Source organism: Undibacterium sp. GW821-FHT11H02 (genome assembly GCF_058808015.1).
Genome location: NZ_JBXARG010000005.1, coordinates 157612 through 177117 on the forward strand (window position 1 = coordinate 157612; position 19506 = coordinate 177117).

Below are 19506 nucleotides of genomic sequence, written 5' to 3' on the forward strand. Positions count from 1 at the left end.
TTTGGTTGCAGGCATGTTGTTCTCAGGCTTAGTCGGTATGTATTTTTTGACGATTAGCGGACGAGCTTTTCAGATTGAAGCCTTGGTGGTACAGAGAACCAGACAATTGCAGGAAAGTGAAGAAAATCGTTTAGCGATACTGGAGCATGCGGCAGATGGCATCCTGACTGTCGCTGCTAACGGATTGATATTGTCAGGCAATCGGGCCGCAGAGAAATTTCTGGATGTGGATAGTCGTGCAATTTCGGGAACGGCAGCTGCGGTCACATTAGGGGATCTGTTTCTGGATGAACATGGTGATGCCTTAAATTTTGCGCAGATTATTGCGTGTACTAGTCACATCGCTAAGCCTATGATAGAAGTGCAAAGGCGACGGTCGGATGCTAGTTTGGTGTCCCTGGAACTGGCTATCGCCAAAATTACGCAACAGGATCAATCGATCTATATCGTGGTCATGCACGATCTGACAGAGAGAAAGCGCCTGGACAAAATTAAGGGTGAGTTTGTCTCCACGGTGTCGCATGAATTGCGCACGCCGCTAACATCGATCCGTGGTTCGCTGGGTTTACTCAGTGGTGGGGCGGTAGGAGAGATTCCAGAAGCGGCTCTCAAATTGATTAAGCTCGCAAGTAATAATGCTGAGCGCTTACATCAGCTCATCAACGATATTCTCGATTTTGAAAAGTTAGAATATGGCGGCATGCTATTTAAAATGGAGAACCATCGCTTGGTTGAGCAATTGCATAAAGCAGTTGAATACAATATGGGTTATGCTGAAAAATTCTCGGTAAAGCTTAACGTCGTAGCTGAAGGTTTTTCCGATGTGCATGTGAGTATTGATGACAATCGCTATATGCAAGTGCTTTGTAATTTGATTTCGAATGCAATTAAATTTTCCCATCCCCATGGTGTGGTCGACATTGTGGTGGAACGCATGGGCGATATTGTCAGAGTCAAAATCTGTGATCATGGCATAGGTATTGATGCGGCTTTCAGTCAACAAATCTTTAAAAAATTTACCCAAGGTGATAGCTCAGTTACACGCAAACATTCGGGCACCGGTTTGGGACTAAGTTTGGCAAAATCCATGATAGAAAAAATGGGCGGCTCTATCGGTTTTTCCAGTGAGATAGGGAAAGGATCAATCTTTTATATCGACATGAAAATAGCCGATGTACGTACTGGCAGAGGATAATTCTGCGCGTCTATTTTTGATATTATTGGTAGCCGTTGATGTGAAGGTAGTTGAGTCTGAATTTGATTAAAGCGTCACCCTGACAGGCTTATTTCTTAATAGTTTTTTATGCTACTTGGTAATCTAAAAAAAATCTTTTTGCTTGCTCTCTTGCTGTGTTATTGGCCAGCGTTGGCAGTACCTCAAGAGGCTGGGCAAAAAGTCGTTCATATCTTGGTGGAAGATGCCGCTGACCCCTGGTCAAAGCCGGACGGCAGCGGTTATGCGAATGATTTGGTTTTAGCTGCATTTAAAGAGGTCGGAATACAAGTGAAGCTGGGTGTAGTTCCCTATTCGCGTTGCAAATCTAGGGTCTTGTCAGGTACTGTCCCCGCTTGTTTTAGTATGGGCTGGCTTCCTGAGTTTCAAGGCGTATTAAAATTTTCTAGTAAGCCCCTATTTAAGGTGAATGCCGATGTGTTCGAACATATAGAAAGGCCGTTACCGCGTACTGCTGAATCAAGTTGTAAATTTAAGAAAGGTGATCGCATCGCTTTGACGCGCGGTTACGAATATCCGGATCAGGTTATCGCACTTAGAAGTGAGGGCGCTATTTTTCTTGAATCGGTGACCGACATCAACAGCCTGAAAATGTTAGCGGCAAAACGATTCCTAGCGTCCATCATTATGACGAATGACTACCAATCAAAAATGCATAAAAGTGAATTGGCGGGTACTGAGCAAAAAGTGCGGTTTGCATTCAACTGCGGCGTTCAGACTGGCTCCATAGGTTTTAGCCTGAAGCATGCGCAAGGCTTGTTTCTATCACAGCAGTTTGATCGTGGATTTCAAATCATAGAAAAGAATGGCGTTATCAAGAAGATACAGGCTAAGTGGTTTCCGCAGTGAGTGTTGGCAAGCCTAATCAAAAAACACAAGACCATCTGTGCTTCTTGATTTTTACCTAGCACATCAAGCACTCAGTCAGCATTCATCCAGGATATAGTCCGCCCGTATTCGCCTTTAGACCGCATTGCGTCGACACTTAATCATCCCCCAAACTAGCCAACAACTCCGCCTGATGCTCCGCGACTAAAGCATTGGTCAACTCAGTCAGCTCACCATCCATAATGAAGTCGAGTTTGTACAAAGTCAGATTGATACGATGATCCGTCATGCGACCTTGTGGGTAGTTGTAGGTACGAATGCGTTCACTGCGATCACCTGAACCGATCAAGCTCTTGCGGGTGGCGGCTTCTTCTGCTTGCTTTTTACGGAGCTGACCGTCCATGATGCGAGTCGCTAATACGCGCATGGCTTGAGCTTTGTTTTGATGTTGGCTGCGACCATCTTGGCATTCGACCACGATGCCGGTTGGGATGTGGGTTAAACGTACTGCGGAGTCGGTCTTGTTAATATGCTGACCACCGGCACCCGAGGCGCGGAAGGTATCGATGCGCAGATCGGCGTTATTGATGATGACGTCGGTCAGTTCATCCGCTTCGGGCATGACCGCCACGGTACAAGCAGAGGTGTGAATACGGCCTTGAGTTTCCGTCGCTGGTACACGTTGTACACGATGTCCGCCCGATTCAAATTTGAGTTTGGAGTACGCACCAAAACCAGCTATGCGAATGATGACTTCTTTGTAGCCGCCGAGCTCGGAAGGCGATTCGGACATCACTTCGACTTGCCAGCGATTGCGTTCGGCGAAGCGGGTGTACATGCGTAATAAATCACCGGCAAACAAACCGGCCTCGTCACCACCCGTTCCAGCACGAATCTCTAACAAAATATTGCGTTCATCGTTAGGATCTTTGGGCAGCAACATAGTTTGTAATTCGCGTTGCAGCGCTTCGATACGATCTTTCGCAGCTTGAATTTCTTCTTGCGCAAATTCCTTCATGTCGGGATCGTTCAACATCGCTTGCGCTTCGACGATGTCACTTTGTGCTTGCTGATAATTGTGATACAGCGCGACCAAAGGCTCTAGTTCGGTATGTTCGCGATTGAGTTTGCGATAGGTGTCCATGTCATTGGTGACACCTTCTTGTACCAGTAATTGACCCACTTCGACCAAGCGTTCTGAGAGTTGATCGAGCTTGTGTAGCATGGATGGTTTCATAATGTTCTTTACGAAAAATGACAGTCTTAAAACCCTTCAACGCCGAGACGCGGAGGTGCAGAGAGGCGCAGAGTTCTTACTCCGTTTTTCCTCGGTGTCTCGGCGCCTCGGCGTTGAGGGGTTTTCAAATTCATGATGTGAGATTTAAATAGAAATTCGGCTCTGGCTATGGCAGCCATCAAAGCAGTGCAAAGCATGTCGCAAGTTGATTGCGTGAAAATTGAAATGGAGCAGCTAACGCTTAGTGCGGAATAATTGTGGTAACAGGCGCACAAGATGTGCGCGCTCTTCGCCTTGTGCTTGATGCAAAGCTTGTTGCGGACCGTGCAGAAATTTGGCCGTGATGCCTTTGGATAAGGCTTCTAAAACAGCTTCAATATCATCGCCACGTGCCAGCATTTTGCGGGCACGTTCCAATTCGTGTTGACGTACATGCTCGCTGCTTTCGTGCAAATCTTGAATAACAGGAACCACGTGGCGACCGTCAACCCAGTGCATAAACGATTGTACGCGCGTTTCAATAATCGCTTCGGCTTGCGCGACAGCGGCATGACGGTTTTCTAAGCCGCTTTGTACCACGCTGGCGAGATCATCCACGGTGTACAAGAATACGTCATCGAGCTTGGCAACTTCGGATTCAATATCGCGCGGTACGGCGAGGTCGACCATGAAGATAGGACGATGTTTGCGTGCTTTGATGGCGCGTTCTACTAAGCCGAGACCAATGATGGGGAGCGACGATGCAGTACATGAAATGATGATGTCAAATTCATGCAGGCAATTTGGCAATTCGGCTAGTCGAATCGCCTTCGCGCCAAAGCGATGTGCCAAGCTTTCGCCACGCTCTAAAGTGCGATTGGCGATGGTGATGTTCTTAGGATTTTGTGCTGCGAAGTGAGTGGCGCACAGTTCTATCATTTCACCGGCACCGATGAAGAGCACTTTTTGATCTGAAATCTTGTCGAAGATGCGTTGTGACAAACGTACTGCCGCTGCCGCCATGGAAACACTATGTGCACCAATCTCGGTCGTCGAACGGACTTCTTTTGCGACCGCGAAAGTGCGTTGAAATAATTGATGTAAATAAGTGCCAAGTCCACCGGCCTCGTCAGCCTGGCGTACCGCTTCTTTCATCTGCCCCAATATCTGCGGCTCACCTAAGACCATAGAATCTAAGCCTGATGCCACACGGAATGCGTGACGCACTGCATTGTCTTGCGGCAGCGTATACAGATGATGACGCAAATCCGCGTAAGGCAGCTTATGAAAATCCGCCAAAAAATGCGCCGTCATGTCGATAGGATTATCCACATCGGCAACGGCATACAACTCAGTGCGGTTGCAGGTTGAGAGTACCGCTGTTTCGGATGCTAACTGAGAACCGCTACGGGCAAACCAGGCGCGCGCGCCAACCACCGCCTGAGAAATCTGCTCAGGAGAGAAGGCCACCTTTTCTCGCAGAGAGACAGGGGCAGTCGTGTGATTGAGGCCGACGGCGAGTAGTTGCATAGGATTTAGAGGTTTGAGGGCGTCATTATAGCGCGACTCGTCAAGCAGTTCATGGATGGCTTAGGTTTCTTGCGGAGAATCAATTGCTATTTACATATTATGTGCCGGTATTTCTATCGTAAAACAAGTACCTTCGGCGGGCACGCTGGTAAAACTGATATGGGCAAAATGTCTGTCAATAACGGTTTTGACAAACACCATACCCAGTCCGATGCCGTCATTCTTGATTTGTTCCGCGGATTTTCCATGCCCCAGGCGTTGAAATCGTTGGAACAGCCGGCTCTGTTCGGAGCGGGCAATGCCATAGCCTTGGTCTTGTATGCGGCAAACGATGCTGTCGTTGAGATTCTTGGTATTGAAATCCAGCGTACAAGTCACGGTGGTATCGGTCGGGCTATATTTGATTGCATTCGACAGTAGATTGGTCAGTACCCGTGTCATTAAGCTGCGGTCGACCCGCACCGGAAAATCACCTTCGGGAATTTCAGTCACAATTTTGATGCGTTTGGATCTTGCTAGTGTCCACATTTCTTCGGTCGCATCCAGCAATAAATCTTGGAAGTCGATAGTCGTAAAGCGATACTCATTCGATTCGGCGTGCGCGAGTTGCACAAAACTATCGGCGAGACTGAGGGTCGTATTGGCGGCTTTTTCTATGCGAGTTAAAAAGTCTTCGTGGGCGATCGCGGTTTTGCTGCTTTTCTGTAATTCTATTAATGCCAGTATCGAGGCTTGCGGCCCGCGCATATCGTGCGAAATGAAGTGCAGGGTTTCGTCACGGCGACGTTCTGCCTGACGAATCTCTGAGATATCGAGAATACTGATAATCCAGCCTATCAAGACTTTTTGTCCCGAGTAACAAGGGGCACTCTTAATGATCAGGTCGCGGTTTTTGGGATCGATGACTTCGACGCCTTTACTCAATAACTGGGTTTGTTGCAGATCCAGAATATGCCACCAGCTAAAATTCGGATTGCCTGCGTTATGCGTGTCCACAAGATATTCGGTATGCGGATGACTCATATTCGCGAACAAGTAGGGCACCAAGGTGTCAATCACATGCGGCATGCCTATGCTCTTGAAGTAATCTACGGCAGCTGGATTGGTTAAGACCACATTGCCATCGGTAGTGGTCACCATGGTCGCGTCAGGCAGACTAAACAGGCTATCGGTCACGAATTGGCGCAAATCTCGCACCCGGCGTGCAGCAGCGCGCATGGCGCTGATGTGTCGTCCTAACTTGTCTTGGATTTCTTGTCGGGCGATGCGGGTGTTATCTTCTTTCAGTGTCAGATCTGGATTGAATTCAGGCAGTAAATGCGGTTCTTGATCGAGCAAAATAAATTCTTCACCCAGAAATCCTATGGCTGCTTCAAGTCGGCGCCAGCTCCATAAAGGGTAGCTTATCAGCAGCACAATGATGGCGCTCGAGGGCGCCAACCAAACGCCGGCCAACAATAGAAGAAAGCTGGCCAGTAACATCGTAGCACAAAGCGAAGCGACGGCTATTAAAGCAATGCGGGGCGAAAATAGGAAACAACTGAGCAAAGCAATCAACACCGCAATGCTGCTGATCAAAGCGGTTTGCCAGATCGCGAGCGATTTGATGCTGCGACCATCGAGTAAGCTAGCGAGTATATTGGCATTAATTTCTATCCCCGATAGTGTGCCTTCATTTGAAGTCACGGGCGTAGGGAAGGCATCGGCCATACCGGTCGCGGTAGGGCCAATCAGAACATATTTACCGCGGAAAAAATCTGCCGGTACTTCGCCGCGTAATACGGCGACATAAGGCACGGCGCTGAAGTGACCGCTGCTGCCATAATAAGGAATATGCATTTGCCAGTCGCGCTGCCACCATTTGCCATCGTTGGAAAATGCTTGCGCGAAAGACCTTGTTCCAGCGTAGTTGGTGGATTGGGTCATATCACGTTGTATGCCTAAACCCAGATCATGCATCGCTAAGGCAAAGTGTGGCCACCACTGAGCCCGCATACCTTCACGCAAAAAGACGCTACGGGCAACGCCATCTGAATCGAGTTCGATATGAATATGACCTAATGCATGAGCGGCTTTGCTCAAGGCTGGAATCGGCGGCGCTGCACGCAAACCCTTGCCAGCTTGCTCTGAGATGAGAGGTAATACCACATTGCCTTTGGCGGCGATGGCCAGTGCCAGTTGCGTATCGCCATCTTGCGCCAACTTGTCGGAGGTGGCGGCTTGATTGTTTTCAGCTTCAGAAAATAAGATATCGACACCGATGGCTAAAGCCTGAGACTGATTGAGTTTGTTGATCAGTTCCGCGTGGCGACTGCGGGGCCACGGCCATTTGCCCAATTCAGCCAAACTATAGTCATCTATCGCGACGATGATAATGTCTTCACGAGCTGCTTTGTTTTGGGTTTGCAAGAGGCGGTCATACACCGTTTGGTCGAGTCGTGCGGTCATCGTTGTCGCGACCATCAGCACCGTCAACAATAGCAAAGCACACACCAAAATCCACCATTCGCGTAGTGCGACATTGTGCGTCTGGGTGGGTTTGGGCGATTTCATCACGATCCTGGACGTCTTGTCTTTGCTATGAGTAAACGAATAATTGAGGCTTAGGCAAATGAAGCAACGGCGTCGCGCTTACCCCAGTTTATGGTTTGGGTAAGCGCCCGTCTATTTAGTTAACCGGACGTACGGCACCACCCGAGGAGTTGAGTGGTTCGCCGTTGCCCGTGGTCCAACGCAGGCGAATTTCAAATTTCTGGGCAGGTGAGAAATTACCGATAAAACGGTCAGCATCAGTAGCTCTTACCCGGATGTAATACACGCCGTTTTCAGGACGTGGGATAGTGAGGCTGGCAACATCCAGATCTTTGCTGAAATAGATTTTTTTGAAGTCGGGATCTCGCGCTATCTGTACCAGAAAGCTCTGACCCGGTTCCGCGGGCCAACTGAAGTTCATGTTATTTTCGCCCGTATCGTTGACCGTATTCATGCCTTGTGGCGCCAAAACACTAAATGCCTGCGCCGACGAAAATGGTCCTTGATCAGGTGCCGCGTCTTTTTCAATGACGGTAGCGACGCGCCAGAAATATTGACCAAGACCTAATCGGGACGTACTCAATTCTACGCCTTTGATTTTGTCTTGATCCAGTACGATGTTCTTAAAATGAAGGTCGCTCGCCACTTGCAGTCGATAAGATTTGGCGATGTTGGTTTCTGTCCATTTAAATGTGACAGACTCGGCGCGGACTTTATGTTTAGGTTGTAGTAGAAATGGTGGCTCTGGGCGTGCTTTCAAAACAAACGCCTGAATAGCAGGAACGCCTTCTAAGTTATTGGCGTCGAGCGCCGTGACGCGGATGAAATAGGCACCGTCAATCAGATTGTCGAATTTAAAACGAGCCTCTTTGTTGAGTGATTCGCTTACGATATTTTGAGCTTGCGCATCCGTGCTGATTTGAGCCCGATAGGCGACCGCATTGCTCACCGGGTTCAATGTGAATTGCAGTGTTGGACGCTCTTGTAATTGATAGCCATCGACTAAGCTTGGTGTTGGCAGTAGTTCTATAGCTTTGCCGACGCTAGTCGCGCTCACCACATTGCCTTGACCCGCCGGGAGCAGGATAGCGTTCGGGGTTTCTTTTTTGCCGACGGCGACACCACCTTCTAATACTTCATTGCCTATGCCGTTGTCGTTGATGCCCACCCGAAAATGGGTGCCACGTACCCCGGCGATGGCTAAGGGCGAGGTCACTTCGTAGCGCCCCTTGTTTTGACTTAAGGGCGTCACTTTTGACTCCACTTTTCCTTGTACTAATTTAATCTCAGTACGTGGACTTTTGGTGTATTTGGTGACTCTGAGTTTTGCCAGGTTGATTTGACTATTCGATGGCACCGAAACACGGGAGTCATCTACTAACACTAGCGTCGCAAAGCTATTTTTGCCGGTCACAATCTGACTGCCTTCTGTGACGATACTGCCTACTTCTAATTCGCTTTCAAGCCCATTCTTTTTAATCTCCAGCACTTTGCCCGCCATTGCATACACTTTCGCGGAGCTGATTTCTTCTGCTAAGAGCTCAGCAGGAATAATAATGCCGGAACCGACAGGTATGGTTCTGTCATTGCCTATCTTATTGCGTTTGCCTATCAAGTCCCAGTTGCTGGGTTTGTCGGTAAATTGTTTGGCGATGCTAGTGAGCGTATCGCGCTCCAAAGCGTAGTAGGTGACTTCCGCAGGAGTGACGCTGAAAGTACCTGGATTGCCTTTTAATTTTTGCGCCAAACTGGGCGCGCTGACCACCCCGATTGCGCAGCTGAGCAAGAAATAAATCAGCGCGGACTTGGGGTTAGCGAGAACAGAAAGACAATTGCTACCATATTGCTTCATACCTTACTCCAGCACAAACGGGATCTGAGAACATGGCATTCTTCAGACCGCCAGTAAAATAGGACTTACGAAAAACAGACGTTGGCCTTGTTGCGTTCCCTTGCTGGGCGCGATAACACAAGCATTTGTTATCTGCTAAGTGAGCAAGCGGGGGCCGCTTGAATTCCTCACTACACCCGCGTCGTGCAACTGCACTGTCTGCAGCGCCACGTTTAGCCAGCGCAATTTTGCCTAGGTCCTATAAAAATTTAAAAATTAATCGCACTTGCGATTGCAGGCATTTATTCCCAACGCAATTTGGCTAATGGCGCACTATTGACTTATTCTTTAGCGATTTGTTCCAGGCGGTAGCCGTAGCTATAAACAGGTGCTAATCGATAACCGTTTTCAGGGCGCAAATCCAGTTTGCTGCGTACCCGTGAGATATGGGTATCCATCGTTCGCGAGGGAATTTCTATATCGCGCGACCATACCGCTTCCAAAATATAAGCACGCGATAAGGGGCGACCCAGATTTTGGAATAACAATAAAGCGAGATCAAATTCTTTTTGAGTTAGCTCTATCGCTGCACCATTGAGTTTGGCGCGGCTGCTGCGGACAGCAAATTCGTAAGGGCCAAATTGCACAATTTCGGCTGCAGTTTGAGTCGGATAAGCACGTCGTAGTAGTGCGTTGACGCGTGCGATTAATTCAGCGCGGCGTATCGGTTTGATCATGTAATCATCCGCACCTGCCGCCAGTCCTGTCACGATATCGTCTTCACTAGAGCGGCTGGTCATGAACAGGACAGGCAATGTGGCCGATAACTTTTCTCTGACCCAATGCAAGATCTCCGTACCACTCAAATCGGGTACTTGCCAATCTAAGATAAGCAGATCAAAACTTTCACGATGCAATTGATGCATCATTGCTTTGCCACTGGTGAACGGGTGGCAAGTGTGACCCGCATCCGTCAAAGTCGCGACGGTCAGGTCCAACAAATTTTGGTCATCATCTAGTATGGCAATTCTCATAGGGTCTTGGATAAAAGCTCGGTAAAGAATGTGACGAAGAGAGTGAAAAAACGGGCTTAGGTTTTTTCACTGCATACATACAGGGTGCAAATTAGTTGTGCAACTTAGTCGTGTAACTTAGTTGTGTAACTTAGTTGTGCTATTTAGTTACGTAACTCGGCATCAGGCAAAATCACGTTGACATCTAAGACTTCTAAATTACCTTGTTTATCTAAAGACACTTTAATGTCCTCGGGGTTCACTTTTGTGTACTTAGAAATAACAGCAATCAATTCCTCCCTCAATGCAGGTAGAAAGTCATAGCCTTCGCGACCACCACTTCGTTCACGTGCGATGATGATTTGCAAACGCTCTTTTGCTGCATTCGCACTTTTTGGCTTAGTGTTAAACAAAAAAGAAAGCAAAGCCATCTTACTTACCTCCAAAAATACGTTGCAACAAACCTGGTTTTTCATATTCCACAAAACGCAGTGGCGGCTGTTCGCCTAAGAAGCGCGCGACCACGTCGCCATAAGCTTCTGAGACATCGCTGCCCTTCATGTGGATCGCTGGATTGCCATGGTTAGATGCATGCAAAACGGTTTCTGACTCTGGAATAACGCCGATTAACGGAATCCGTAAAATCTCTTGGACGTCGGTGTAGGACAGCATTTCACCGGCATCGACTCGTTTTGGTGAGTAGCGTGTGATGAGCAAATGTTCTTTTACCGGTTCACCACCGGCCTGAGCGCGTTTGGACTTGGCTTGAATAATGCCGAGAATACGGTCTGAATCACGCACCGAAGATACTTCCGGATTGGTGACAACGATCGCCTCGTCAGCAAAGGTCAGCGCCATCACCGCACCGCGTTCGATACCAGCTGGTGAGTCACAGACGATGTATTCAAAGTCCATTTTGATCAAATCATTCAGGACGCGTTCCACGCCATCTTCAGTTAATGCATCTTTGTCACGGGTTTGTGACGCAGGTAAGATGAATAGATTATCGCAATGCTTATCTTTGATCAGCGCCTGATTCAAGGTCGCTTCGCCGCTGATGACATTGACCAGGTCGTATACGACACGGCGTTCGCAGCCCATGATCAAATCGAGATTGCGCAGGCCGACGTCAAAGTCGAGCACGGCTGTTTTATGTCCACGCAGAGCTAAACCAGAAGCGAAACTCGCGCTTGAAGTGGTTTTGCCTACACCGCCTTTGCCGGATGTCACAACGATGATTCTTGCCACAGGGTACTCCTTCGATGAACTTGAATTATGTTTTGTACTAAAACGGGATTAACTAGATTTTATTGATGATACTTCAATACTGTCACCCACCAGCTTGATTTGTACTGCTTGATTCGCTGCCAATTTAGGAAAGCCGGCGTCAAAGGTCTGATAGATACCGGCAATTGACACTAATTCTGCTTCCATCGCGGTGGTGAAAATACGTGCATTGGTATTGCCACGCGCACCAGCAAGGGCGCGCCCACGCAGTGGCGCATAAATATGTATGCTGCCATCGGCGATGACTTCAGCACCGTTGTTCACCGAGGCAGTAATAATTAAGTCACAACCACGGGCGTACACGCGTTGACCGGCGCGTATCGGCGTATCGATCACCATGGCGGGTATATGTTCCAACGCCGCAGGCATGGCAGTTGGTGCAGGCGCAGCAACTACAGGCGTTTCTGTTACTGCAGGCTCGGCTTTGATCTCTAGCGCAACAGGACTTACTTCTTTCGGCAACTCTGGTTTTGCCTTACTCACGACATCGATGCTTAAATCATGTGCACGTATCGTTGCATATTGCTCTTCGGCTGCATTGCGTACAGCGACGGCATGGAGACCACATGATTTAAACAAGGCAATCAGGCCAGCCCAGTCCAGTGTCTCGTGCGCGATGTTCTCTACATCGATAATGGCAAATTCATCGTCAAAAAAATCTGGTGTGCCGCCCGTCATTTCTCTTAGTGCGACTTCCAAAGTCGCCAGTGCTGCCTCATTTAAAATGACAGACACTGCCACCACCGTGGATATTTTTATTTCTATGGGTTTACGGGTCAGGCTATTTTGCATAAAGCTGCTTCACATTGAAAATGGTAAAAATAAGAGCAAAAAAACAAATGAGCATTAAAGGTAAGAAAAGCAAGAGATTCTGTTAAAACAAGCGAAGTTTGCCAAGTATCCACTCAAATGTGGCAAAAACAGCCCAAAAAACGTCATCAATTACGCGCAGGCTCCATCCTACCAATTGATTGCCCGCTTAGCAAAAAAACTGCATAAAAATTCCCATATTTGCTCGAATTCTAAGCAAATTTCTAGCGCTTCAAGTGTTTGTTGTATTCCGCGATGGGACTGACGACGTCAGGCAATAATAATTTGCTTCACCGCATGCGTCAGAAAATGCATCGTATTTGGGAAATCAAGGCGTGATCGCAGCCTGCTAAGAGCTTGATGCCATGATCAATGCGTCACACGAGCGGCATGCTCGAGCAGGAAATCCCTGTTGGTATGAATTAGCTAAGAAGCCAAGGCAAAAAGCGAAACGATCAGAGCCGGGGTGTTGAAATCAAAATGCCGTTTCCGAGTCAAGGTCGCGCGAACGTCGTCCAAAACTGCGCCTTCTGCCGTTATTTTTTCGTGTGTCCAAATACGGGTGACTATTCGTTTTACGACGTTCGCGATGCCGACGATCTGGTTCGCCCCTGCGATCAATTTGAACGCTGCCATCTTTGGCGATGTAGGTTCGCTGTGGAGTAATCGTGGCACGAGGTTCTGGACTTGATCCCGAACTAATCTCAGCCTGATGCGCGATGTCAGACTTAAAAAAGTCAAATACTTGAAAAATCCTCAGGATAGTCATGGTGTTTCCTTGCTTACTGATCGAGGACGTTCACATCTAGTTCTCTGAATTAGCAAACTTCAGTTCACAACCGATTCGACTTGCTTCGGTAGATGCGACGTTTCCCCTAATGCATAGTTTAGTGGTAACAGGCTATCAGCATGATTCATGCCTGAACTACGGTACACCACTTGCTCAGCGGTTTTTTGAGGGGGGGCTGGCCTTTGATTTCACTGTAGAGGTATTTGAATTTACGTGTAAGCAGGATTAAGCGCCTTGCTCTACGAATTTTTACATGTAATGTCTGGGGGGCGCCGACAGCGCGACAAAATAGACCCGCATGGTTTGTGTCGAGATCAACCTTTAAGTGAAATCGGGCGATATTGTGTCATGTTCTCTAAATCGGTAGCGCGACGACCGGGCGAACGTCTTCTGCCTTGTGTTTTGCGTGTATTGAGAAAGGTCGCCTGCTGCTTTAAGCGCCGGTCATCAGTCCTGCGCTCGCTCACTTTACGTCTTTCTTCGACCACGATAGAAACTGCCGGCAAGCTTGGCCTCACACCATGAGCAACGCGCGATTGCTCCGAACGATAAACGTCGGTTTCGGGTTGTTGATAATCAAAAATACGTGAGAGTTGCAGCGGGAACATGATTTCATCAATAAAAAGACACTCGCTGGTAACGGCTGAAAGATGTCAAAACTTTAGCTAAATTTCTGATCTCTATTGAAAATAGTTCTTATGAAACAAATACTTGCGATTCGGCAATGTTGGCTTGCAATGTAAATGTTAATTGTTTCAATTGGTAATAGCGCTTAAAAAAGGGCTTAAAAATTTGTCTTGTAAAAGTCCTTTTTTCAGAAATAATTGTTGCGACTGAAGTAAGGACGATTGTATTTAAGTTAGCATCCGTAAGCGCAGGGCTTTCTATGTCATACTCCTGACAATTCCATCCCCCCAGCCGCTGCTGTCTATTTGAGCGCATCGGACTGTCAAAGCTTTATCCGCCTAGCCATCGCTAGCAAGACTTACTCAATTCCCGAAAAAATGCTGTAAGGACCGCTCTTACAATTCAAAATTTTTTCGCATTGATACACCAGCACGAAATTTAGATTTTTAGCGTACCCGTAAGACTTGCTTCCCATCCCGCTTGTAGGCGGTGGCTGTCAAATACAAATAAATAGGAAAAACCTTGATACTCGACCCTTCATTGCAAGATGCACCGCAGCCTTTGTTGAAAGCCGGCGCTTTGCAAGACGCTATTTTTAATAGCGCTAATTTCTCCAGTATTGCTACGGATGCCCAAGGCGTGATTCAGATCTTTAATGTCGGAGCTGAGCGTATGTTGGGTTATTCTGCGGCCGATGTGGTAGACAAAATCACACCCGCTGATATTTCTGATTTGCAGGAAGTGATTGCCCGTGCCGAGGCGCTGAGTGTAGAGTTGGGCACTATGATTACTCCGGGTTTTGAAGCCTTGGTATTTAAGGCTTCGCGTGGTATCGAAGATATCTACGAACTGACCTACATCCGCAAAGACGGCAGCCGTTTTCCCGCTATCGTGTCGGTAACCGCCTTGCGTGACGCGCAAGAAAACATCATCGGCTATCTCTTGATCGGTACTGATAACACCGCGCGCAAACAAGCGGAACAAGCTTTGCTCAAAGCAGGCGCTTTGCAGAATGCGATTTTTAATAGTGCCAATTTTTCCAGCATTGCTACTGATGCTAAAGGTGTGATTCAAATTTTTAATGTCGGTGCCGAAAGAATGTTGGGTTACAGCGCGGTGGACGTGGTGGATAAAATCACACCCGCTGATATTTCTGACTCACAAGAAGTGATCGCCCGGGCTGGCGAATTGAGCATAGAACTCGGCACGCTGATCACGCCAGGTTTTGATGCTTTGGTGTTCAAGGCGTCACGCGGTATCGAGGACATTTATGAGCTGACCTATATTCGTAAAGATGGCAGTCGTTTTCCAGCCGTGGTATCGGTGACGGCATTACGTGACGATCAAAATGCGATTATTGGTTATCTCCTGATCGGCACTGACAACACAGCCCGCAAGCAGGTGGAGGCGCAACAGGCACTCCTAGATCAACGTCTGCGCGATCAACAATTTTATACAAGGTCATTGATAGAATCGAACATAGACGCTTTAATGACCACCGATCCGCGCGGCATTATTACCGACGTTAATCAGCAAATGGAATCATTGACGGGATGCACACGTGACGAACTGATCGGTGCGCCGTTTAAAAATTATTTTACCGATCCAGAGCGTGCTGAAGTTGCAATCCGCCGCGTACTGCGCGAGAGTCGAGTGACTAATTACGAGTTAACCGCTTTTGCCAGAGATGGCACTGAGACCGTCGTGTCTTTTAATGCCTCTACTTTCCACGACCGCGATCGCAATTTGCAAGGTGTGTTTGCTGCGGCACGTGACGTCACGGACCGCAAACAATTCGAACATAAACTGCAAGAAAATAATATAGAACTGGAAGGTGCCAAAGCGGCTGCTGAAAAAGCTAATCTGGCGAAATCAGAATTCTTGTCCAGCATGAGTCATGAACTACGCACACCGCTGAACGCGGTATTGGGATTTGCGCAGTTGATGGCATCGGATTCACCGCCACCTTCAGATGCACAAAAATTGTCGATTGATCAGATATTGCAAGCTGGATGGTATTTGCTCCGTTTGATCAACGAGATTTTGGATTTGGCGATGATAGAGTCTGGCAAAGTCACGCTCTCGAACGAAGCCATTTCTCTGACTGAAGTTCTGCAAGATTGTCAGGCCATGATTGCGCCGCAAGCGAGTCAACGTGGCATACAGATGACGTTCCCCGGTTTTGAGCACCTATTTTATGTCCATGCTGACAGAACCCGGGTTAAACAAGTATTGATCAATCTGCTGTCAAATTCGATCAAGTACAACCGCATTGGTGGTGCCGTGATCGTGAAGTGCGCAGTGCGCGATGAGAATCGGGTACGCGTCAGTGTGATGGATACTGGATCTGGATTGACGCCCGACAAGCTAGGGCAGTTGTTCCAACCATTTAATCGCCTGGGGCAGGAAGCGAGTACTGAAGAGGGTACCGGTATCGGCCTGGTGGTCACCAAAAAATTAGTCGAGCTGATGGGAGGGGTGTTGGGCGTCGAAAGTGCAGTTGGTGTCGGTAGTGAATTTTGGTTTGATCTGGCTATTTCCAGCTTACCTACATTAGCGCTTAGTCCTGTCAGCGAAACATTGGTGGAAGAGCCCGAATATGCGGCGCGAGACGCATCCTCGCCACAACGTACCTTGCTTTACGTTGAAGACAATCCCGCCAACCTGGCGCTAGTTGAACAACTGGTCGCGCGGCGTAGTGATTTAAAATTATTAACGGCGATTGATGGACACAAAGGCATACAATTGGCGCGCGCTTATAAACCCGACGTCATTTTAATGGACATTAATTTGCCCGGCATCAGTGGTTTTGGCGCGCTGAAAATTCTGCGTGATGATCCAGAGACCGCCGATATTCCTATCATGGCATTGTCCGCAAATGCGATCCCGAGAGATATAGAAAAAGGCATAGAAGCCGGCTTCTTCCGCTACTTAACAAAACCGATTATGGTCAGAGAATTCATGGACGCGCTCGATGTCGCCTTACATCATGCAGAAGAAAATGGTATGGCGAGCAAAGTCGTTATGAAGGAATCTTGATGGTGGTTGTGGTGTTGAAGTGTTGAAGTCACTGGCTCGGTTCGAACGTCGTGTTGAATCGTTTCGTTTCCTACTTGTTCAGGGGTGGGAATCTATGATCTTGGTCTTGAGTGTTGCATGCACACTTTGCAAATTCGTTTTTTCGTCCTAAGCTGCTCGGTCTTCAGATTGATGTTGTCTATCTCTTGAATAATTTCGACTAACAGGATACCAAGTCTAATCCTGTTCTGTGGTCATGTATGGTGAATTCCGTATACGAGTTTTCTTGTGCGGGCAATACCGTGGAATTTAAATGCCAAAAAACAAATGAAATAAATATAGCAAGGCTTAAATTTTTCTTTGACCGAAGAACTGTCGCCATCGGCGATTTACCAAAACGAAGCCAAAGAAAATGATACTTATCCCAAATAAATGCAAAATAAAAACTGGCAAGTAATCAAATAGCGCCAAAAACACTAATATAGATAAAACGAGAATAAGTTCAGACGCGTCGATAAGTTTTTTTGAGGTGTCTCCTTCTGTAATTGCCTGGGCTTCGATTTGTTCGTGCTTTGCAGGTTTTGGGTGCGTGCAATCCACGCATTGATTTGAATTAAGGTCATTGCTTTGATGGCAGTTATCGCAAATCCAAACATCGTTTTTCATGGTGTACTCGAAGTTAGTTTATCCCTATTTTACTTATTGATTGAGAGCAGGCGTTCCTTTCATTCGCTCGCATTCGCGGTGACGTCAAGCTGCTATCGCCAAATTGACGTACTCAAACAAAAACGGCATAAGGTCATAAGCCGTATGCCGTTGTGATTGTGTAGTCTTAGATGATTACTTCACATCCGTCCCCACCCCATGCGCCTGCTGATCAGCATGGTACGATGACCTCACCATCGCACCAACTGCCGCATGCGCAAAGCCCATTTTGTAGGCTTCTTCTTCAAACATTTTGAATACATCTGGATGGACGTAACGGCGTACCGGTAAATGGTGACCACTTGGTGCTAAGTATTGGCCGATGGTGAGCATGTCGACATTGTGCGCGCGCATGTCGCGCATGACTTGCAGGATTTCTTCATCGGTTTCACCCAAGCCGACCATGATGCCGGATTTGGTGGGTACGTTGGGATGTTGTTCTTTAAAACGCTTGAGCAAGTTTAATGAATATTCATAATCCGAACCTGGGCGAGCTTCCTTGTAAAGACGTGGTGCGGTTTCTAGATTGTGATTCATCACATCGGGCGGTGCCATGTTCAGGATTTCTAAAGCTCTATCCATGCGACCGCGGAAATCTGGCGTCAAAATTTCTATGCGCGTCATCGGTGACAGTTCGCGAATTTTGGTGATGCATTCGGCGAAGTGTGCTGCGCCGCCATCCCGTAAATCATCACGATCAACCGAAGTGATGACGACATAACTTAAGCGTAATTCGGCAATCGTTTTTGCCAGATTAAGTGGTTCGTTCACATCGAGTGGATCTGGGCGGCCGTGACCGACGTCGCAGAATGGGCAGCGGCGTGTGCACTTGTCTCCCATGATCATGAAGGTCGCTGTGCCTTTGCCAAAGCATTCACCGATGTTGGGGCAGCTGGCTTCTTCGCACACAGTGACCAATTTATTGGCGCGCAAAATATCTTTGATTTCGTAGAAGCGGGTGGTTGGTGAACCGGCTTTGACGCGTATCCAATCGGGCTTAGGCAGACGCTCAGCTGGTACGATTTTGATAGGAATACGGGAAGTCTTGCTCGCACCCTTTTGTTTTTCGGTTGGATCGTAGTTGGTATTGTCGGCGGCGAGTGGGGTATTTTCGGTAGTCATAGCTTAGTTCATTGCTCAGTTAATGGCTCAATTAGGCGACGGTCAATAAGTATTGTAAACGTTGTGCTAAGGCGGTTTGTACATGTTCCAGTGCTACTTGTACTTGCAGCGTTCGCATGTCGATGGTGGTGAGTCCCTCGTAGCCACAGGGGTTAATCCAAGAAAATGGCTGTAAATCCATTGCCACATTCAGCGATACGCCGTGATAAGTACAGCCATTGGCGCGCACTTTTAATCCTAGTGCGGCAATTTTTGCGCCTTGCCATTCACCTTGTTTCAGGTAAATTCCGGGCGCTCCGGCAATGCGTTCACCGGCGATATTATACGCCGCCAAGGTGTCGATCACCGCTTGTTCGATTTGATGCACGAATTCGCGAGCGAATAAACGCCCTTTAGTGTGACGACGTTTGAGATCGATCAAGAGATAAATCACGACTTGGCCGGGACCATGAAAAGTCACTTCACCACCGCGATCAGTTTGAATGACGGGAATATCGTGGGGAGCCAGTACATGCGATTGATCGGCTCCCAGGCCTAGTGTAAATACTGGTGGATGTTCGACTATCCATAATTCATCGGGCGTATCGGCAGTGCGGGCATCGGTAAATGCGCGCATGGCCGCGAAACTGCTGGAATATTCTTCTTGTCCGCGTTGGCGGATCAAAATCTGTAGCGCCTCGGCGCTTTTTTCCATCTCTACATCAGTCATTGTGTCTCTGCCAAACGTTTGACGGTGACTCTTTGGATGAAAAATTGACCATCCACGACTTTGCGAAATGGAATGCCATCTAATACAAAGCCTGGTCCGCCTGTAGCGATCCATGACTGCGCAAGACGATCAAATGCCACCGGATCTAAGCCCAGCATCGGCGCCGAAATGACAAAGCGGGCACCGACTTTTTGTTTGTCTACGATGGACTGTAATGCTTGCATGGCGATGAAGTATTTCTACGTGATGTCGTG

Annotated in this window: 17 protein-coding genes and 1 pseudogene; 4 read left to right on the forward strand and 14 right to left on the reverse strand. The window is 47.9% G+C overall.

Annotation, left to right across the window (positions count from 1 at the left end; translation table 11 throughout):
• Nucleotides 1-37 precede the first annotated feature (37 nt).
• From AC1RR2_RS07260 to AC1RR2_RS07270, 3 genes and pseudogenes are all read left to right on the forward strand, one after another.
• Nucleotides 38-685 (forward strand): annotated as a pseudogene (locus AC1RR2_RS07260) (histidine kinase dimerization/phospho-acceptor domain-containing protein); the annotation flags it as partial.
• A gap of 27 nt (nt 686-712) precedes the next feature.
• Nucleotides 713-1195, forward strand: a complete 483-nt coding sequence (locus AC1RR2_RS07265) for a sensor histidine kinase (protein WP_493221707.1) — start codon at nt 713-715, stop codon at nt 1193-1195.
• 108 nt (nt 1196-1303) lie between these two features.
• Nucleotides 1304-2083 (forward strand): type 2 periplasmic-binding domain-containing protein, encoded by a 780-nt coding sequence (locus tag AC1RR2_RS07270; RefSeq protein WP_493221623.1) that lies wholly within the window; start codon nt 1304-1306, stop codon nt 2081-2083.
• Between the two features lie 136 nt (nt 2084-2219).
• Here AC1RR2_RS07270 and prfA read toward each other — a convergent pair whose 3' ends face one another.
• The 10 genes from prfA to AC1RR2_RS07320 form a co-directional block, all read right to left on the reverse strand.
• Complete coding sequence (gene prfA, locus AC1RR2_RS07275) at nt 2220-3299, reverse strand: peptide chain release factor 1 (protein WP_493221624.1); 1080 nt, start codon at nt 3297-3299, stop codon at nt 2220-2222.
• Nucleotides 3300-3533: 234 nt separating this feature from the next.
• On the reverse strand, nt 3534-4808 hold the full coding sequence (hemA, locus tag AC1RR2_RS07280) for a glutamyl-tRNA reductase (RefSeq protein WP_493221625.1): 1275 nt from the start codon (nt 4806-4808) through the stop codon (nt 3534-3536).
• A gap of 90 nt (nt 4809-4898) precedes the next feature.
• Nucleotides 4899-7361 carry a CHASE2 domain-containing protein gene (locus AC1RR2_RS07285; protein ID WP_493221626.1) on the reverse strand — a complete coding sequence of 821 codons (2463 nt, stop codon included), beginning with the start codon at nt 7359-7361 and terminating at the stop codon, nt 4899-4901.
• Between the two features lie 115 nt (nt 7362-7476).
• On the reverse strand, nt 7477-9192 hold the full coding sequence (locus tag AC1RR2_RS07290; RefSeq protein WP_493221627.1) for a FecR family protein: 1716 nt from the start codon (nt 9190-9192) through the stop codon (nt 7477-7479).
• Nucleotides 9193-9512: 320 nt separating this feature from the next.
• Nucleotides 9513-10205, reverse strand: coding sequence for a response regulator transcription factor (locus tag AC1RR2_RS07295; RefSeq protein ID WP_493221628.1), 693 nt, complete (start codon nt 10203-10205; stop codon nt 9513-9515).
• A gap of 143 nt (nt 10206-10348) precedes the next feature.
• Nucleotides 10349-10615 (reverse strand): cell division topological specificity factor MinE, encoded by a 267-nt coding sequence (minE, locus tag AC1RR2_RS07300; RefSeq protein WP_493221629.1) that lies wholly within the window; start codon nt 10613-10615, stop codon nt 10349-10351.
• 1 nt (nt 10616) lies between these two features.
• Nucleotides 10617-11432, reverse strand: a complete 816-nt coding sequence (minD, locus tag AC1RR2_RS07305) for a septum site-determining protein MinD (protein ID WP_493221630.1) — start codon at nt 11430-11432, stop codon at nt 10617-10619.
• 48 nt (nt 11433-11480) lie between these two features.
• Nucleotides 11481-12263, reverse strand: a complete 783-nt coding sequence (minC, locus tag AC1RR2_RS07310) for a septum site-determining protein MinC (RefSeq protein WP_493221631.1) — start codon at nt 12261-12263, stop codon at nt 11481-11483.
• Between the two features lie 493 nt (nt 12264-12756).
• Nucleotides 12757-13050, reverse strand: a complete 294-nt coding sequence (locus AC1RR2_RS07315) for a hypothetical protein (RefSeq protein WP_493221632.1) — start codon at nt 13048-13050, stop codon at nt 12757-12759.
• Nucleotides 13051-13385: 335 nt separating this feature from the next.
• Nucleotides 13386-13679 (reverse strand): hypothetical protein, encoded by a 294-nt coding sequence (locus AC1RR2_RS07320; protein WP_493221633.1) that lies wholly within the window; start codon nt 13677-13679, stop codon nt 13386-13388.
• Nucleotides 13680-14220: 541 nt separating this feature from the next.
• On the opposite strand from AC1RR2_RS07320, the gene AC1RR2_RS07325 reads away from it, so the two are divergent.
• On the forward strand, nt 14221-16737 hold the full coding sequence (locus tag AC1RR2_RS07325) for a PAS domain S-box protein (RefSeq protein ID WP_493221634.1): 2517 nt from the start codon (nt 14221-14223) through the stop codon (nt 16735-16737).
• A gap of 327 nt (nt 16738-17064) precedes the next feature.
• Here AC1RR2_RS07325 and AC1RR2_RS07330 read toward each other — a convergent pair whose 3' ends face one another.
• The 4 genes from AC1RR2_RS07330 to AC1RR2_RS07345 form a co-directional block, all read right to left on the reverse strand.
• Nucleotides 17065-17382, reverse strand: a complete 318-nt coding sequence (locus AC1RR2_RS07330) for a hypothetical protein (RefSeq protein WP_493221635.1) — start codon at nt 17380-17382, stop codon at nt 17065-17067.
• Nucleotides 17383-17556: 174 nt separating this feature from the next.
• Entirely contained in the window at nt 17557-18543 is a 987-nt protein-coding gene (gene lipA, locus AC1RR2_RS07335; RefSeq protein ID WP_493221636.1) for a lipoyl synthase, read from the reverse strand.
• 31 nt (nt 18544-18574) lie between these two features.
• Entirely contained in the window at nt 18575-19252 is a 678-nt protein-coding gene (lipB, locus tag AC1RR2_RS07340) for a lipoyl(octanoyl) transferase LipB (RefSeq protein WP_493221637.1), read from the reverse strand.
• Nucleotides 19249-19476, reverse strand: a complete 228-nt coding sequence (locus tag AC1RR2_RS07345) for a hypothetical protein (protein ID WP_493221638.1) — start codon at nt 19474-19476, stop codon at nt 19249-19251. Before AC1RR2_RS07345 ends, lipB begins: the two co-directional genes overlap by 4 nt.
• Nucleotides 19477-19506 lie beyond the last annotated feature (30 nt).

Bases quoted from the DNA above. Each gene is read 5' to 3' on its own strand.
- hemA (WP_493221625.1), bottom strand. From the start codon at position 4,808: ATGCAACTACTCGCCGTCGGCCTCAATCACACGACTGCCCCTGTCTCT.
- AC1RR2_RS07330 (WP_493221635.1), bottom strand. From the start codon at position 17,382: ATGAAAAACGATGTTTGGATTTGCGATAACTGCCATCAAAGCAATGAC.
- AC1RR2_RS07270 (WP_493221623.1), top strand. From the start codon at position 1,304: ATGCTACTTGGTAATCTAAAAAAAATCTTTTTGCTTGCTCTCTTGCTG.
- AC1RR2_RS07345 (WP_493221638.1), bottom strand. From the start codon at position 19,476: ATGCAAGCATTACAGTCCATCGTAGACAAACAAAAAGTCGGTGCCCGC.
- lipA (WP_493221636.1), bottom strand. From the start codon at position 18,543: ATGACTACCGAAAATACCCCACTCGCCGCCGACAATACCAACTACGAT.
- lipB (WP_493221637.1), bottom strand. From the start codon at position 19,252: ATGACTGATGTAGAGATGGAAAAAAGCGCCGAGGCGCTACAGATTTTG.
- minE (WP_493221629.1), bottom strand. From the start codon at position 10,615: ATGGCTTTGCTTTCTTTTTTGTTTAACACTAAGCCAAAAAGTGCGAAT.
- AC1RR2_RS07285 (WP_493221626.1), bottom strand. From the start codon at position 7,361: ATGAAATCGCCCAAACCCACCCAGACGCACAATGTCGCACTACGCGAA.
- AC1RR2_RS07290 (WP_493221627.1), bottom strand. From the start codon at position 9,192: ATGAAGCAATATGGTAGCAATTGTCTTTCTGTTCTCGCTAACCCCAAG.
- minC (WP_493221631.1), bottom strand. From the start codon at position 12,263: ATGCAAAATAGCCTGACCCGTAAACCCATAGAAATAAAAATATCCACG.
- prfA (WP_493221624.1), bottom strand. From the start codon at position 3,299: ATGAAACCATCCATGCTACACAAGCTCGATCAACTCTCAGAACGCTTG.
- AC1RR2_RS07265 (WP_493221707.1), top strand. From the start codon at position 713: ATGGAGAACCATCGCTTGGTTGAGCAATTGCATAAAGCAGTTGAATAC.
- AC1RR2_RS07320 (WP_493221633.1), bottom strand. From the start codon at position 13,679: ATGTTCCCGCTGCAACTCTCACGTATTTTTGATTATCAACAACCCGAA.
- AC1RR2_RS07315 (WP_493221632.1), bottom strand. From the start codon at position 13,050: ATGACTATCCTGAGGATTTTTCAAGTATTTGACTTTTTTAAGTCTGAC.
- AC1RR2_RS07295 (WP_493221628.1), bottom strand. From the start codon at position 10,205: ATGAGAATTGCCATACTAGATGATGACCAAAATTTGTTGGACCTGACC.